General features: G+C 37.9%; 17 protein-coding genes and 1 riboswitch. Of the genes, 11 read left to right on the top strand and 6 right to left on the bottom strand.

Annotation, left to right across the window (positions count from 1 at the left end):
* The first annotated feature begins 75 nt into the window (after positions 1-75).
* From DV427_RS01970 to DV427_RS01955, 4 genes are all read left to right on the top strand, one after another.
* The gene (locus DV427_RS01970) at positions 76-1,632 is read left to right on the top strand and encodes a phosphoethanolamine transferase (protein ID WP_114891132.1); all 1,557 of its coding nucleotides are present in this window, start codon (positions 76-78) and stop codon (positions 1,630-1,632) included.
* Between the two features lie 69 nt (positions 1,633-1,701).
* Positions 1,702-2,217 carry a signal peptidase II gene (gene lspA, locus DV427_RS01965; protein ID WP_114891131.1) on the top strand — a complete coding sequence of 172 codons (516 nt, stop codon included), beginning with the start codon at positions 1,702-1,704 and terminating at the stop codon, positions 2,215-2,217.
* Positions 2,214-3,158, top strand: a complete 945-nt coding sequence (gene ispH / locus DV427_RS01960) for a 4-hydroxy-3-methylbut-2-enyl diphosphate reductase (RefSeq protein WP_005634483.1) — start codon at positions 2,214-2,216, stop codon at positions 3,156-3,158. Before lspA ends, ispH begins: the two co-directional genes overlap by 4 nt.
* Positions 3,159-3,328: 170 nt before the next feature.
* Positions 3,329-3,676, top strand: coding sequence for a ComEA family DNA-binding protein (locus DV427_RS01955; protein WP_065250343.1), 348 nt, complete (start codon positions 3,329-3,331; stop codon positions 3,674-3,676).
* Positions 3,677-3,704: 28 nt separating this feature from the next.
* Here the strand turns inward: DV427_RS01955 and copM are convergent, their stop codons facing one another.
* Positions 3,705-4,082, bottom strand: a complete 378-nt coding sequence (gene copM / locus DV427_RS01950) for a CopM family metallochaperone (RefSeq protein ID WP_114891130.1) — start codon at positions 4,080-4,082, stop codon at positions 3,705-3,707.
* Between the two features lie 107 nt (positions 4,083-4,189).
* Between copM and DV427_RS01945 the strand changes: the two genes are divergently transcribed.
* The 5 genes from DV427_RS01945 to bioB all read left to right on the top strand — a co-directional run bounded on the left by DV427_RS01945 (position 4,190) and on the right by bioB (position 8,985).
* The gene (locus DV427_RS01945) at positions 4,190-4,432 is read left to right on the top strand and encodes a Maf family protein (protein WP_106013894.1); all 243 of its coding nucleotides are present in this window, start codon (positions 4,190-4,192) and stop codon (positions 4,430-4,432) included.
* A 38-nt stretch (positions 4,433-4,470) separates the two neighbouring features.
* A riboswitch (TPP riboswitch) is annotated at positions 4,471-4,558 on the top strand.
* Positions 4,559-4,609: 51 nt separating this feature from the next.
* Positions 4,610-5,608, top strand: coding sequence for a thiamine ABC transporter substrate binding subunit (gene thiB, locus DV427_RS01940; protein WP_114891129.1), 999 nt, complete (start codon positions 4,610-4,612; stop codon positions 5,606-5,608).
* A 4-nt stretch (positions 5,609-5,612) separates the two neighbouring features.
* Positions 5,613-7,229, top strand: a complete 1,617-nt coding sequence (thiP, locus tag DV427_RS01935) for a thiamine/thiamine pyrophosphate ABC transporter permease (protein WP_114891128.1) — start codon at positions 5,613-5,615, stop codon at positions 7,227-7,229.
* Entirely contained in the window at positions 7,213-7,860 is a 648-nt protein-coding gene (gene thiQ / locus DV427_RS01930) for a thiamine ABC transporter ATP-binding protein (RefSeq protein ID WP_114891127.1), read from the top strand. The genes thiP and thiQ overlap by 17 nt, the downstream gene beginning before the upstream one ends.
* A 120-nt stretch (positions 7,861-7,980) precedes the next feature.
* A complete protein-coding gene (gene bioB, locus DV427_RS01925) occupies positions 7,981-8,985 on the top strand; it encodes a biotin synthase BioB (RefSeq protein WP_114891126.1) in 1,005 nt (334 codons plus the stop codon).
* A gap of 53 nt (positions 8,986-9,038) precedes the next feature.
* Here the strand turns inward: bioB and DV427_RS01920 are convergent, their stop codons facing one another.
* The 5 genes from DV427_RS01920 to DV427_RS01900 form a co-directional block, all read right to left on the bottom strand.
* The gene (locus DV427_RS01920; protein ID WP_114891125.1) at positions 9,039-9,716 is read right to left on the bottom strand and encodes a DUF799 domain-containing protein; all 678 of its coding nucleotides are present in this window, start codon (positions 9,714-9,716) and stop codon (positions 9,039-9,041) included.
* Complete coding sequence (locus DV427_RS01915; protein WP_046939143.1) at positions 9,713-10,123, bottom strand: DUF4810 domain-containing protein; 411 nt, start codon at positions 10,121-10,123, stop codon at positions 9,713-9,715. The genes DV427_RS01920 and DV427_RS01915 overlap by 4 nt, the downstream gene beginning before the upstream one ends.
* 10 nt (positions 10,124-10,133) lie before the next feature.
* On the bottom strand, positions 10,134-10,802 hold the full coding sequence (locus DV427_RS01910; RefSeq protein ID WP_114891124.1) for a CsgG/HfaB family protein: 669 nt from the start codon (positions 10,800-10,802) through the stop codon (positions 10,134-10,136).
* Between the two features lie 62 nt (positions 10,803-10,864).
* A complete protein-coding gene (gene tkt, locus DV427_RS01905) occupies positions 10,865-12,862 on the bottom strand; it encodes a transketolase (protein WP_114891123.1) in 1,998 nt (665 codons plus the stop codon).
* A gap of 111 nt (positions 12,863-12,973) precedes the next feature.
* A complete protein-coding gene (locus tag DV427_RS01900) occupies positions 12,974-13,612 on the bottom strand; it encodes a YtjB family periplasmic protein (RefSeq protein ID WP_114891122.1) in 639 nt (212 codons plus the stop codon).
* Positions 13,613-13,668: 56 nt separating this feature from the next.
* Here DV427_RS01900 and serB point away from each other — a divergent pair, with 56 nt between their 5' ends.
* On the top strand, positions 13,669-14,613 hold the full coding sequence (serB, locus tag DV427_RS01895) for a phosphoserine phosphatase (protein ID WP_114891121.1): 945 nt from the start codon (positions 13,669-13,671) through the stop codon (positions 14,611-14,613).
* A 17-nt stretch (positions 14,614-14,630) separates the two neighbouring features.
* The gene (locus DV427_RS01890) at positions 14,631-15,122 is read left to right on the top strand and encodes a YajQ family cyclic di-GMP-binding protein (protein ID WP_005629625.1); all 492 of its coding nucleotides are present in this window, start codon (positions 14,631-14,633) and stop codon (positions 15,120-15,122) included.
* Positions 15,123-15,144 lie beyond the last annotated feature (22 nt).

The raw sequence follows: 15,144 nt of genomic DNA, 5'->3' as shown, positions 1-15,144 counted from the left end.
ATTTGTTGTAAAACAGAAAAGTGCGGTTTATTTTAACCGCACTTTTTTACTTTTGTACAAAAGGAAGTAGAGGTTATGTTAGGGAAAGAAATGATTCGCTCTAAAACAATATGGTTTTATCTCTTATTGGTTATTTTCTCCATTTTTACCAATATGGGGTTGGGTAATGTATTAAGTGAGAATATTCCTGTTTCAGATTACGCAATTTTATTTGTTATCACGGCGATTTCTTTTTATTTCACCCCTTGGGTTGGGCGAATATTAATTACTGTATTATTCCTCAGCGCACTATTTTATTGTTCTGCTGGTTTTTTCTATGGTATTCCATCTTTGGGTATTATCGCTTCTGTTTATGAAACGAATATTAATGAAACTTTGGAATACTATACAACCATACCTTTTTGGATATTTTTATTTCAAGCTAGTTATCTCATCCTATTTGTTGCTTTAATGAAATTGACTTTTCATGCTAAACGACAAGCATTTAAATGGCTGAATACGGGTGTTATCGGCATATTATTAGTTTTTTCTTACAATCAATTTTCTGATTGGAACTATGCATATAAATTCCGTTTTTATCCGGTTCTTTTCTACTCAGAATTTGATCGTATGAATGACCTGTATTTAGAACAACGAGATTTTCTAAACCAATCTGTTAATGCGCCTTCTCAATGGGATATTCAATCTTTTACGCCAAAATATAAAAATTATATTTTAATTATTGGTGAAAGCATGCGAAAAGATTATATGTCGTTATATGGCTTTCCACTGAAAACCACGCCATTTTTAGAAAGTGTGAAAGGCACAGTTTTTGAAAATTATTATTCTGCAGCACCGAATACGCAACCGTCTTTACAACGCACCTTATATCGAGCAGATAAAGGGGAAACGGTTTATACGGATAATATTATTTCTTTAGCCAAAAAAGCAGGAATGAAAACCTATTGGATTTCTAATCAAGGCAAAATTGGTGAATTTGATACGATGGCCTCTCGTATTGGTCAAAGTGCGGATGAAACGATTTTTATGAAGCCGTTAGGTTATAACTCTAAAAAAGTTTATGACGATGAAATGTTACCTGTATTAGATAAAGCCTTAAAAGAAAATATTACGAATCCAAAATTAATTGTGATTCATTTAATGGGTTCACATCCTGCCTTTTGCGAGCGTCTTCCGTACGAGGTTAAAAATTATTTTATTAATCAATCTATGTCTTGTTATCTAGAATCGATTAAATATACCGATCAGTTTTTAGAAAAATTAAATTCACAATTGGTGGCACAAAATGAACCCTATTCGGTGATTTACTTTTCTGATCATGGGCTTGCTCATTATGAGGATTCTAAAGGCTTATCATTGCATCCAAATAATCTTTATAAACAAGATTATGAAATTCCTTTCGTTATGTTTTCGAGTGATAGCCAAAAGGTAGAAAAAATAAAAACGCCACAATCTGCATTTAATTTTGTTTATGGTTTTGCTGATTGGATGGGCATTAAGGAAATACATTTACAAGGCGTGGATTTCTTCCGTCCTGAAAAACAGGAAATTAAGGTATTTGATTGGAAGAAAGTGGTGAATGTCAAAGAGTTGGCTGATGATCCAGCAAAATTACCAGAAGCCGTTCAGTAAATGAGATCGTGCTTTATCATTTATCGGCTTATGCTAGAATTAGCGGAATTTTTTTAAAAGGGAAATATTATGTCCAAAAAATCAGGGCTTTCATTTTTATGGTTAAGTGCGGTCGCTTTCGTGGTTGATTTGCTCACTAAATATATTGTGGTACAAAAATTTGATTTGTATGAAAGTGTTAATGTGTTGCCTGTTTTCAATCTCACCTATGTTCGCAATTATGGCGCTGCATTTAGTTTCTTAGCGGATCATAGTGGCTGGCAACAATATTTCTTTATTTTGTTAGCATTGGCTATTTCTGGCATGTTGGTTTATTTTTTAGCAAAAAATAATGCTCAACAAAAAATCCAAAATTCTGCTTATGCACTCATTATTGGGGGGGCGCTAGCGAATATGGTGGATCGCGCTTATAACGGTTTTGTCGTGGATTTCTTTGATTTCTACTGGGATATTTACCATTATCCGGTGTTTAATATCGCCGATATCGCCATTTGTATTGGCGCAGGTTTGTTGGCATTGGATGCTTTTAAGAGCGAAAAGAAAAAAGTACAAGATAAAAAAGCAGAAAAGTGCGGTCAGAAATGAAGATAATTTTAGCGAATCCACGAGGATTTTGTGCCGGTGTAGATCGTGCCATTAGTATTGTTGAACTAGCCTTAGAAATTCATGGTGCACCGATTTATGTTCGTCATGAAGTGGTTCATAACCGATTTGTTGTGAACGGATTGCGTGATCGTGGTGCGATCTTTGTGGAAGAATTAAGTGAGGTACCTGATGGTGCGATCGTCATTTTTTCTGCGCATGGTGTATCTCAAGCGGTTCGACAAGAAGCGAAAGATCGTAATCTCAAAGTATTTGATGCAACTTGTCCTTTGGTGACTAAAGTGCATATGCAAGTTGCGCGCGCAAGTCGAAAAGGAACAAAAGCGATTTTGATTGGGCATAAAGGGCATCCTGAAGTTGAAGGCACAATGGGGCAGTATAGCAACGAAGATGGCGGGATTTTCCTGATTGAAAAAGTAGAAGATATTGCGCGCTTGCCAATGCAAGAAAATGATGATTTAACCTTTATGACTCAAACGACGTTGTCGCTAGATGATACGGCTGAAACCATTGCAGCATTAAAGGAAAAATATCCCGCGATTCAAGGTCCACATAAAAACGATATTTGTTATGCGACAACCAATCGTCAAGAAGCGGTGCGAGAATTGGCAAAATTATCTGATTTGGTATTAGTGGTGGGTTCTAAAAATTCATCAAATTCAAATCGTTTAGCTGAACTGGCGTCTCGAATGGGTGTTAAATCACAGCTTCTTGATGATCCTTCCGATATTCAAGCGGATTGGTTTAATGATGTGAAAACCATTGGGATTACAGCTGGAGCGTCTGCGCCAGAAGAATTAGTCCAATCGATTATTTCCCGCTTAAAAGAGTTTGGTGCGAATACCATAGAAGAACTACAAGGTTTAGAAGAAAATATGTTCTTTGAAGTTCCAAAAGAGCTGAGAATAAAAGAAGTTAACTAATCTTAAGGGCTTGTCGTAAATGATAAGCCCTTTGTTTTTTCATGCAAATTAAGAATTTTTGCGATCTGAATCGCAGAAGTGCGGTAAGAATCTTGAGCGTTTTCTTGAAAGTATAAAAAATGACTGTGTTGATATGCTCGTCAACATGTTCATATTAAAAGGAAACCTCTATGAAATTAATGAAAACATTATTTACTTCAGTTGTATTGTGTGGCGCGCTGGTTGCCTCTTCGGCTTTTGCTGAGGAAAAAACTGCAGAGCAGGCTGTTCAACCTGTTGTGGCTACTCAAACTGAGGCTCAAGTTGCACCGGCTACTGTGAGTGATAAATTGAATATCAATACGGCAACCGTTAGTGAAATTCAAAAAGCCTTAACAGGAATCGGTGCAAAAAAAGCAGAAGCGATAGTGCAATATCGTGAAAAACACGGTAATTTCACGAGTGCTGAACAACTATTAGAAGTACAAGGGATTGGTAAAGCAACACTTGAAAGAAACCGTGATCGAATCACTTTTTAATTTTAAAACCGCTTATGGATGCCCTGTTTTACAGGGCTTTTTTATTGTGCACTTTAAGCCATTTTTGCATTTGTTCAATTTCCGCTTGTTGTGCGTTAATAATATTCTCAGCAAGCTTACGCATCTCAGGATCTTTTCCGTATTTTAATTCAACTTCCGCCATTTTTACTGCGCCAATATGGTGTGGCAACATACTTGCTGCAAAAGCAACATCAGGATCTTTATATTGAGAGGCTGCCATCATGTCTTGATGCATTTGATTCATACCTTGCATTAATTCTTGTTGCATTGCAGAATTTGTCGACATTGGCATATTCATGTGTGCTTGATGCGGTTGTTCATTAGCTTGGGCACAAATTGAAACTGCAGCAGCGCTAAGTGTGATAAAAGTCATAAGTTTTTTCATGTTTTTCTCCTATGTTATAACTGAATGAGCACGAATCATAAACCTTGACCTAAGGTTAAAGTCAATATTTATTCCGAAAATTTTTGGTGAGATATTAAAATAAGACAATGTTTGATATGAGGGACAGAATTACGAAGCAAAGATTTGTACTTGCCACGGGCAATAAAGGCAAAGTAAAAGAAATTGCAGATGTATTAGCTGATTTTGGTTTTGAAGTCATTGCTCAGACAGATTTAGGCATTGAAAGCCCAATCGAATCACCTTTTAATTTTAAAACAGCTTATGGATGCCCTGTTTTACAGGGCTTTTTTATTTTTTTCAGAAAATGTAGAAAGTTTATTTCTTTTTAAAAATCCGTTGGCAAGCCTAATAAATTTTAATACACTAAAAAGCCTAGTCGGGGTGCAATACGCTGAGATCATACCCGTGAACCTGAAACAGTTAATACTGACGTAGGAAACTAGGAATATACCTTATCTCCTTTTCGTCATTATTGCTGCCTTTTAATCATAAATAAGGATGTAATAATGAAACTTCTTAAATTAACCTTAATTTCTACCGCACTTTTTTCCACCGCGGCATTAGCCCAATCACAGCAAAGTGTTAACGTATATAGCTATGATTCTTTCACGTCTGAGTGGGGAGCAGGTCCAAAAGTAAAACAAGATTTTGAAAAAGCACATCCGCAATGCACTATTAATTTTACGCCTTTTGAAAGTGGTGGCGTGTTACTCAACCGTGTTCGTTTGGAAGGAAAGAAAACCAAAGCCGATATTGTGCTAGGTTTAGATAACTTTGTTTTAGAACAAGCTGAAAAAACAGGTATTTTCACGCCAAATAAAGTGGATTTAACTCAGCTGGATTTACCAACAAAATGGACGAATAAAACATTCTTGCCTTTCGATTTCGGTAACTATGCTTTTGTGTATGACAAAACTAAATTACAAAATCCGCCGAAAAGTTTGAAAGAATTGGTTGAACGCCAAGATATCCGTGTAATTTATCAAGATCCTCGCACCAGCAGTGTGGGTCGTGGTCTATTGGTTTGGATGAATGCAATTTATTCTGCGGACAAAATTCAATCTGCTTGGAAAGCGTTGGATAAGCATACGGTAACAGTGGGTAAAGGTTGGTCTGATACTTACGGCGCATTCTTAAAAGGCGAAGCGGATTTAGTGCTAAGTTACAGCACATCACCACTTTATCACCAACTTTTTGAGAAAAAAGATAATTACGCTGCGACAGATTTTGCGGAAGGGCATATCACTCAAGTGGAATTAGCTGCTCGAGTCGCCAACCGTCCAAATCAATGTGCGGATGATTTTATGGCATTTTTAATTTCACCTACGGCACAAAAACATATTGTGACAGCCAATATTATGTTGCCAGTCATTCAAGGTGAAATTGAACCGCACTTTGATGCACTTAAAGCTCAACAAAAAACTCAAACTCCAATTAATCCAATGGTGAATGCGGAACACTTAAAAAATTGGATTAGCACTTGGCAAACTACATTAACAAAATAGTTTGATGTTTTCGTTATTTCATCATCCACAACTCCGCCCTCGTCATTATGTGGGCGGGGTTGTTGTCATTAGCTTTATTACTCTTTTTTATGGTAGCGCATTAAGTTCGATCTTTGCATTGGGCGATGAATTACAATGGAAAACTTGGTTCACGGATGATTACCTACAGCATCTAATTCTTTTCAGTTTTGGACAAGCCTTACTTTCTACCGTTTTATCTATTTTTTTTGGTCTACTCCTCGCTCGAGCATTGTTTTATCAACCATTCTTAGGAAAAAAGTGGCTATTAAAATTAATGTCGCTAACTTTCGTCTTACCTGTTTTAGTAGCAATTTTTGGTTTGATCGGCATTTATGGTTCAAGCGGTTGGTTAGCTTGGTTTGCGAATCTTTTGGGAATGCCTTGGCAGGGGCATATTTACGGACTCTCGGGTATTTTAATTGCGCATCTTTTTTTCAATATTCCACTGGCTGCGCAACTTTTCTTACAAAGTTTGCAAAGTATCCCTTATCAGCAACGTCAGCTTGCTGCGCAACTCAATTTACAAGGTTGGCAATTCGTTAAATTGGTGGAATGGCCTGTTTTTCGTCAGCAATGTTTGCCCACATTTAGCTTGATTTTTATGCTTTGCTTCACCAGTTTTACAGTTGTTCTTACGCTAGGCGGTGGGCCTCAATATACAACATTAGAAACCGCAATCTACCAAGCGATTTTATTTGAATTTGATCTGCCAAAAGCAGCACTTTTTGCCATGTTGCAATTTGTATTTTGCTTAGTTTTATTCAGCTTAACATCGCGTTTTTCACCTTCTAATCAAAATGGCTTGAGTAATAGCAATCCTTGGTTTGAGAAACCTAAAAGTGCGGTCAAAATTTTCCATGTTTTTGTCTTACTTATTTTTATATTTTTCCTTTTTTCGCCAGTATTGAACATTCTTATCAGCGCATTGAATTCACCAAGTTTACTCTCGGTTTGGCATAATTCTCAGCTCTGGCGTGCGTTTGGTTATTCGCTTTCTATTGCGCCCCTGTCCGCATTACTTGCATTAATGATGGCGATTGCCTTATTGCTTTTATCACGCCGTTTAGAATGGTTGCATTATCAGAAAATTGCTCAATTTATTATTAATGCTGGAATGGTGATTTTGGCAATCCCGATTTTAGTACTCGCAATGGGGCTATTTTTATTATTACAAGAGCGGGATTTTTCGAATGTTGATTTGTTTGCCATAGTTGTATTTTGCAATGCATTAAGTGCAATGCCTTTTGTTTTACGTATTTTGAGCGCACCTTTTCATAACAATATGCGCTATTACGAAAATCTGTGTAATAGTCTGGGAATTTTGGGCTGGCAACGTTTTTATCTGATTGAGTGGCAAACTTTACGTGCACCATTGCGCTATGCTTTTGCTTTAGCTTTGGCGCTATCTTTAGGGGATTTTACGGCTATTGCGTTGTTCGGCAATCAAGAGTTTACTTCTCTACCACACTTGTTATATCTGCAGCTAGGTAATTATCGTAATCAAGATGCAGCTGTAACTGCAGGGATTTTATTATTGCTTTGTGGCATATTGTTTACCTTTATTCACACACATAGGGATGCCGATGATTTATCTAAATAATGTGATTTTGAATGATAAAACCTTACCGATGTGCTTTAATTTGAGCGTAAATGCTGGCGAGCGTGTCTCAATTATTGGCGAAAGTGGGTCGGGGAAAAGTACGTTATTGAATTTAATCGCTGGATTTGAATTTCCTCATCAAGGAGAAATTTGGTTAAATGATAAAAATCATACTCGTAGCGCACCCTACGAGCGTCCAGTTTCCATGTTATTTCAAGAAAATAATTTATTTCCTCATTTAACCGTACAGCAAAATCTTGCGTTGGGGTTAAAACCCTCTTTAAAATTAATCGCACTTGAGCGGGAAAAAATTGAACAGGTCGCTTGTTCTGTAGGATTGGGCGATTATTTGCAACGTTTACCAAATTCTCTTTCTGGTGGACAAAAACAACGAGTGGCATTGGCGCGTTGTTTGTTGCGAGATAAACCCATCTTGTTATTAGATGAGCCTTTTTCGGCATTAGATCAGAAACTTCGTGTAGAAATGCTTGCTTTAATCGCTAAACTTTGTGATGAGAAGCATTTAACATTGTTACTTGTTACCCACCAACTATCGGAATTAGTTGGTACGATAGATCGAGTATTGTTGGTGGAAAATGGTCAGATAAGTCAATTGCAAAAAGAGACGTAAAATTATATAGATTTTATAACCGATGAATTTATTCAATGGCTATCGATACTAGCCTATACACTGAATGAATATAAGATACAAAAAAGCGGTGATTATTCACCGCACTTTCAAAGGAAAAATATGTTAACTGAAAAACTACAAATTAACTCCATTACACCGCATCCAAGCGTTGAATATTGGTCTGTTTGCAAAGTTGAGGCGTTATTTGAAACGCCATTTTTGGAATTGGTTTACCGTGCTGCGCAAGTTCATCGCAAGCATTTTAATCCTCGAGCGATTCAGTTATCCACGTTAATGTCTATCAAAACGGGGGGATGCCCGGAAGATTGTGGTTATTGCCCTCAATCAGCCCGTTATCATACAGGCGTACAAAATCAGCAGTTATTAGATGTTGATGAAATCGTTGCGAAAGCAAAAATTGCGAAAGCGCGTGGAGCAGGGCGTTTTTGTATGGGAGCTGCGTGGCGAGGCCCTAAGCCAAAAGATATTGAGAAAGTCACAGAAATTATTAAAGCGGTGAAATCGCTCGGTTTAGAAACTTGCGGTACTTTTGGTTTATTGCAAGACGGTATGGCAGAAGATTTAAAAGAAGCTGGTTTAGATTATTACAATCATAATCTTGATACAGCACCAGAACATTATGCAGAAGTGATTGGTACTCGTCGTTTCGATGATCGTCTTAGTACGTTAGGAAAAGTGCGCAAAGCTGGATTAAAAGTGTGTTGTGGCGGTATTGTGGGGATGAATGAAACCCGCAAAGAACGGGCTGGATTAATCGCTAGCCTTGCAAATCTTGATCCGCAACCTGAATCGGTGCCGATTAATCAACTCGTTAAGGTTGAAGGTACACCGTTAGCCGATGCGGAAGAATTAGATTGGACAGAGTTTGTGAGAACGATTGCTGTTGCACGTATTACCATGCCAAAAAGTTATGTTCGCCTTTCTGCAGGCCGTAGTGGTATGAGTGAAGAAATGCAAACTATGTGTTTTATGGCGGGTGCAAATTCAATTTTCTATGGCGATAAATTACTTGTCACAGGCAATCCAGAAGAAGATGGCGATCTGTTATTGATGGCAAAATTAGATTTAGAGCCAGAAAATGCGGAAAATAAAAAAGCTTCTTGAATATCAAGAAGCTAATTATTTAAGGGGCTGACGTAGATTAGCCCCTAACTTTTTTATTTTTGTTGAGGCTGTAATTGTGGATCTTGTCCATACAATGGGTGTCTAGGACCATAAAGCAAACAACCATTGCAAGGTCCATTAAGCATATTTCCTGTCGCCCACGCAGCAACCTTGTACCCTTTATCAGATACATTGTTCGCAATTTGTTTTACTACAGCAGTAATTAGCATTGCGATGGCATTACCGTTGTTATTGCGATCTGCATCGTCTGCGTAGCCTGTACCTTCCCATAAGGTTTTACCACTACGTAAATCAACAAGTTTACCACTTACTCTTACTTTAGTAACACTATCAAATACTTGGTAATTCACTCCGTAATCATCTACATTAATGTAAAGAACTGCATCAGCACCAAAAATATCACGTAATTTTTGTAGATTTACGTTATGGATTTCTTGAGCCTGTGTTAAACCATTGTGCTTAAAAGTTTCATACACAAGCGCAGGAGGGAAAACATAATACCCCTCTTCTGCTAATGGAGAAATTGTATGTGCCAATACAGCAGGAGAAGCTTTAACATCATTTGTTGTATCCGTAGGAAGTAATACCAAGATAGAACGTGGTTTACTTTCTTGATAGTTTGTATAGTCATAAGGCGTAGGCTTCATTGTTGAACAGGCAGAAAGCAAAAGGGTACAAGCCATTACCAAATAGAGAGAGATTTTTTTCATTTTTTCGCTCCTTTTTTCACTTTTTTATTTCCAGTGCTTTCTGTACTCGTATCCACTTTTTTTCCTTTATTTAACAAGAAGTTAATATATTGAGTTGATTCAGGAAATAAAGTCATTTCTTTTTGATAGGCTTCTGCCATTTTGCCTGCATTGCCTAATTGACCATATAAAAGACCAATCTGCGCATACAGACCAGGTGGTACTTTTTTACCGCTATCAAGTTGAGCGATTTCTTCTAATTTCTGAAGCTGTTCTTGTGGATCGCCGTCTTGAGTTAGATATTGGTATACGGAAGCTGGATAGCTATCTCCATTCCAAGTATACAATGTATTTGGTTTACTGCCTGATGAACAGGCAGTCACCACAGCAACAGCTGATAAACAAATAAAAAGTTTTAGTTTATTCATAATAAAATCCTTAATTTGAAGGCTTCCATTGACCTGATTCAACACTAGAAACAAGGTTATTTACGGCTTCACGAATGGCTAAATCTAATACTTTACCATTAAGAGTTGAATCATAACCTGCGGTGCCACCAAAACCTAACACTTCACGGTTTGAAAGATTATATTCACCAGCACCTTGAACAGAATAAACCACTTCTGAAGTTTGAGTATTCACCACATTCAATGTTACTTTTGCATAAGCCACTTGTTGTTTGCCGCGACCTAAAATACCAAATAATTGCTGATCGCCTACTGTTTTACGACCAAATTCAGTCACATCGCCAGTCACCACATAATTCGCGCCTTTTAATTTTTGTTTTTGACCTTTGATTTTTGCTTCTGTCGCAGATTCTGACATATTGGTGCGATCCAACACACTAAAACGACCTGATTGTTGTAAGTGAGACACTAAAATGGTTTTGGCTTGATTACCTAATTGATCTACGCCGTCAGAGAATACGCCATTGTTATAGCTTGAACGATTATCAAATTTACCCACAGAAATAGGGGCTTTCACACCGTTATACGCGGTGTTATAGCTCGTTACCTTTTGAACTTCAACAGTACGAGCCCCCTCGGTTGCACAACCAGATAAAGCTAAAACGCTGACAGATAATAAGATTGGATAGAGTTTTTTCATTACAGAATCCTTATAATATAAAGTGATAAAAAAGCTCCTTGAGTTATCAAGGAGCTTCCATTTTAAAGAATTTCTTTCGCTTTCGCTACCACGTTTTCAACAGTGAAACCAAAGAGTTTGAATAATTGATCAGCAGGTGCAGACTCGCCGAAACTATTCATACCTACTACACGGCCGTTAAATCCAACGTATTTATACCAGAAGTCTGCAATACCCGCTTCAATCGCAACACGTTTGGTTACCGCTGCAGGTAATACGCTTTCGCGGTATGCTTGGTCTTGTTTATCAAAACGGTTAGTACTTGGCATAGAGACGACACGTACTTTTTTACCTTCAGCACTCAATACATCTGCTGCTTTCACTGCTAATTCCACTTCAGAACCTGTCGCGATGAAAATTAATTCTGGTGTACCTTCACAGTCTTTTAATACATAAGCACCACGTTTAACTGCATCTAATTGTGCAGAAGTGCGGTCCATTTGGGCTAAGTTTTGACGGGTAAAGATCAACGCACTTGGGCCATCTTGACGCTCAACTGCTTGTTGCCATGCGATAGCTGATTCCACTTGGTCACATGGACGCCATGTTTCAAGGTTTGGAATTAGGCGTAGTGATGCAGTTTGCTCAACTGGTTGGTGAGTTGGACCATCTTCACCTAAACCGATAGAGTCGTGAGTATAAACGAATAATGAGCGTTGTTTCATTAATGAAGCCATACGCACCGCATTGTGTGCATATTCGTAGAACATTAAGAAGGTTGCGCCGTAAGGAATGAAACCTCCGTGTAAAGCAATACCGTTCATAATGGCAGACATACCGAATTCACGCACACCGTAGTTGATGTAATTACCGCCTACGTTTTCATGCGCACGAATAGGTTTAGAACCACTCCATAACGTTAAGTTAGAGCTTGCTAAGTCTGCAGAACCACCTAAGAATTCAGGTAATATGTGAGCATACGCTTCGATTGCATTTTGTGATGCTTTACGGCTTGCAATACTCGCTGGATTTGCTTGTAATTTTTCAATGAACGCTTTGGATTCAGCCGCCCAGTTTGCTGGTAATTCACCGTTTACACGACGTGTAAATTCTGCGGCAAGTTCTGGATATGCTTTAGCATAAGCGGCAAATTTTTCTTCCCAAGATTTTTCTGCTGCAGAGCCTTTCTCTTTTGCAGACCATTCAGCATAGTACTCAGCTGGAATTTCAAATGGAGCATATTCCCACCCCAGCGCTTTACGAGTTAAAGCGATTTCTTCATCGCCTAATGGTGCACCGTGACAATCATGTGACGCTGATTTATTTGGTGAACCGAAACCGATGATGGTTTTACAAATAATTAAAGTCGGTTTTTCTTTTTCTGATTGTGCAAGTACAACAGCCTGACGAATTTGTTCTGCATCGTGGCCATCCACATTACGGATTACTTGCCAGCCATAAGCTTCAAAGCGTGCTGCGGTATCATCACTGAACCAACCATCTACATGACCATCAATCGAAATGTTATTGTCATCGTAGAATGCGATTAATTTGCCAAGACCTAATGTTCCCGCTAAAGAGCAAGCCTCGTGAGAAATCCCTTCCATTAAACAGCCATCGCCTAAGAACACATAAGTGTGGTGATCAACGATTTCATGACCTTCACGGTTAAATTGGCCTGCTAAGGTTTTCTCAGCAATCGCCATCCCTACTGCATTAGTGATACCTTGACCTAATGGACCTGTCGTGGTTTCAACACCTGGCGCATAACCATATTCTGGGTGACCTGGGGTTTTAGAATGTAATTGACGGAATTGTTTTAAATCTTCGATAGAAAGATCATAGCCAGTTAAATGTAAAAGACTATAAATCAACATAGAACCATGGCCGTTAGAAAGTACAAAACGATCTCGGTCAGCCCATTTAGGATTGGTTGGATTGTGTTTTAAAAAGTCACGCCATAATACTTCAGCAATATCAGCCATCCCCATTGGTGCACCTGGGTGACCAGATTTAGCTTTTTGCACAGCATCCATTGATAAGAAACGAATTGCATTGGCTAATTGTCTACGAGTTGCCATTTTGTTCTCCTGTTATAATTCGCTTTGAAAAAATAATCTTGCGCATTCTACCTTATTTCTGAAGGAAATTTAGCAAAAATCCGCACTCAATTTAATAGTTTGTGACAATAATCAAATTCTGCGGCGACGCTGGTGAAAACGCGTGCTACTCGATTTTACTTTCAAATTTTCCGTACTTTTTTTCTCTTTGGGTTTGCGATAAGTCCGTCGATAGTGACTTAAAAAATAATGAATAGAGCTTGCCATCACCGCGCCAAGTAAAAAGACAATAATGAGTTCACCATATAATTGGTGAAATATTTGATTAATTTTTGATTGGTTAGATTGCGTATATTGAGCATCAATGGTGACACGTAAAAATCCTTTAATGCCGCTTTGGGCGTAAAGTGGCTCTACAATTTGTTGGTTATTTTCATCGGGTGAATTGCCAGTCTCGCGACTTTGAGCCAATAATTTTCCTTCGCCATCATATAAGCTGGCATCTAAAATAAAGTCTTCTTTGACTATTTGATCAAGATTGTCCGTTAATTGCTCTGTTTTAGCATTGTTTGTAAGTAAAACTGAAAATAAATTGGCTTGTTGACGAACTAAAATATGTGAGATGTTCGCTACTTGGTTTACGCTAGCAAATTGTGAACTCAGCTTAAATTGTTTTACACCAAATAAGATAACGCCAAGTGCAGTTAGGCTTAGCACAATAATCGTTGCAAGCATGGTTGATTTGATTAGTTTTTCTTTAATTATTTGCACTTTTTCAACTCACATCGGTTAAAATCTTTTCAGTGGCCACAATTTACAGGATTTTTATGCAAATTCAACGTTTCAAAAGCATTACGCAAAAATACCCACAATTTCCTACCGCACTTTTGACTAATGAGGAACCTATACAGAACGGAGAACCTTTTATCTTATACGGCACAAAGTTGGACATGACTAAACTGGAAAATTTTCAACAAAAGTGCGGTCAAAATTTTCAGATTTTTGATGTTTGGATGGTGGAGCAAAATATTGTCGTTTTATTGAAAGGCCAGTGGTTTGTTGATTTCGTTAACTTTGCTCATGACCTTGAAGTAGATATTGCTAAATTAGATTTTAGCCCTAAATTGTCTCAAGCTGGGTTGTTGGTGATGGATATGGATTCTACCGCTATTCAAATTGAGTGTATTGATGAAATTGCGAAACTAGCAGGTGTTGGCGAACTTGTTTCTGCGATTACGGAAAGTGCAATGAGAGGCGAATTAGATTTCGAGCAAAGTTTGCGTCGTCGAGTTGGTACATTAAAAGGTGCGCCAGAAAGCATTTTGCAGCAAGTTAGAGAGCATTTACCGCTAATGCCTGGACTAGTTGAAACGATCCAAACCTTACAGAAATATGGTTGGAAAACCGCGATTGCTTCAGGCGGATTTACTTATTTTGCGGATTATTTGAAAGCGTTATTACAGCTTGATTTTGCTGCATCAAATCAATTTGATATTGAAGATGGAAAACTCACTGGTTTAGTCAAAGGTGATGTGGTTGATGCCCAATACAAAGCTAAAACATTACAACGTTTGTTAGAGGAATACGGTCTTGATTCACAACATTCTATTGCTATTGGTGATGGTGCAAATGATTTGGCAATGATGAATGTGGCGGGGCTAGGTGTTGCGTTCCATGCAAAACCTAAAGTGCAACAACAAGCGCAAATTGTGGTAAACTTCGCCGACTTAACCGCACTTTTATGCCTTTTAAGTGCCAATGATCGAATTTAATAAAATGGGAGAAGACTATGCCATCTTTTGATATTGTTTCTGAAATCACTTTACACGAAGTCCGTAATGCAGTGGAAAATGCAAACCGTGTGCTTAGCACGCGTTATGATTTTCGTGGTGTAGAAGCGGTAATTGAATTAAATGAAAAAAATGAAACGATTAAAATTACCACAGAATCTGATTTCCAACTTGAACAATTAATTGAGATTTTAATTGGATCTTGTATTAAACGTGGTATTGAGCACAGTTCTTTAGATATTCCAGCAGAAAGCGAACACCACGGTAAACTTTATAGTAAAGAAATCAAACTTAAGCAGGGGATTGAAACGGAGATGGCGAAGAAAATTACTAAATTAGTAAAAGATTCTAAAATCAAAGTTCAAACTCAAATTCAAGGTGAGCAAGTGCGTGTGACAGGTAAGTCACGCGATGACTTACAGGCAGTCATTCAACTTGTTAAAGGTGCTGAATTAGGTCAACCATTCCAATTTAATAATTTTAGAGATTAGTTTTCAAATAAGGGCGAAATGT

Origin of the sequence: Haemophilus haemolyticus (assembly GCF_003351405.1) — a bacterium.
GTDB lineage: Bacteria > Pseudomonadota > Gammaproteobacteria > Enterobacterales > Pasteurellaceae > Haemophilus > Haemophilus haemolyticus_N.
This window is presented reverse-complemented; position numbering and strand designations above follow the sequence as displayed.

Excerpts from the sequence above, each read along its gene's own strand:
- DV427_RS01970 (WP_114891132.1), top strand. The coding sequence starts at position 76 with ATGTTAGGGAAAGAAATGATTCGCTCTAAAACAATATGGTTTTATCTC.
- lspA (WP_114891131.1), top strand. The coding sequence starts at position 1,702 with ATGTCCAAAAAATCAGGGCTTTCATTTTTATGGTTAAGTGCGGTCGCT.
- ispH (WP_005634483.1), top strand. The coding sequence starts at position 2,214 with ATGAAGATAATTTTAGCGAATCCACGAGGATTTTGTGCCGGTGTAGAT.
- DV427_RS01955 (WP_065250343.1), top strand. The coding sequence starts at position 3,329 with ATGAAATTAATGAAAACATTATTTACTTCAGTTGTATTGTGTGGCGCG.
- copM (WP_114891130.1), bottom strand. The coding sequence starts at position 4,082 with ATGAAAAAACTTATGACTTTTATCACACTTAGCGCTGCTGCAGTTTCA.
- DV427_RS01945 (WP_106013894.1), top strand. The coding sequence starts at position 4,190 with ATGTTTGATATGAGGGACAGAATTACGAAGCAAAGATTTGTACTTGCC.
- thiB (WP_114891129.1), top strand. The coding sequence starts at position 4,610 with ATGAAACTTCTTAAATTAACCTTAATTTCTACCGCACTTTTTTCCACC.
- thiP (WP_114891128.1), top strand. The coding sequence starts at position 5,613 with ATGTTTTCGTTATTTCATCATCCACAACTCCGCCCTCGTCATTATGTG.
- thiQ (WP_114891127.1), top strand. The coding sequence starts at position 7,213 with ATGATTTATCTAAATAATGTGATTTTGAATGATAAAACCTTACCGATG.
- bioB (WP_114891126.1), top strand. The coding sequence starts at position 7,981 with ATGTTAACTGAAAAACTACAAATTAACTCCATTACACCGCATCCAAGC.
- DV427_RS01920 (WP_114891125.1), bottom strand. The coding sequence starts at position 9,716 with ATGAAAAAAATCTCTCTCTATTTGGTAATGGCTTGTACCCTTTTGCTT.
- DV427_RS01915 (WP_046939143.1), bottom strand. The coding sequence starts at position 10,123 with ATGAATAAACTAAAACTTTTTATTTGTTTATCAGCTGTTGCTGTGGTG.
- DV427_RS01910 (WP_114891124.1), bottom strand. The coding sequence starts at position 10,802 with ATGAAAAAACTCTATCCAATCTTATTATCTGTCAGCGTTTTAGCTTTA.
- tkt (WP_114891123.1), bottom strand. The coding sequence starts at position 12,862 with ATGGCAACTCGTAGACAATTAGCCAATGCAATTCGTTTCTTATCAATG.
- serB (WP_114891121.1), top strand. The coding sequence starts at position 13,669 with ATGCAAATTCAACGTTTCAAAAGCATTACGCAAAAATACCCACAATTT.
- DV427_RS01890 (WP_005629625.1), top strand. The coding sequence starts at position 14,631 with ATGCCATCTTTTGATATTGTTTCTGAAATCACTTTACACGAAGTCCGT.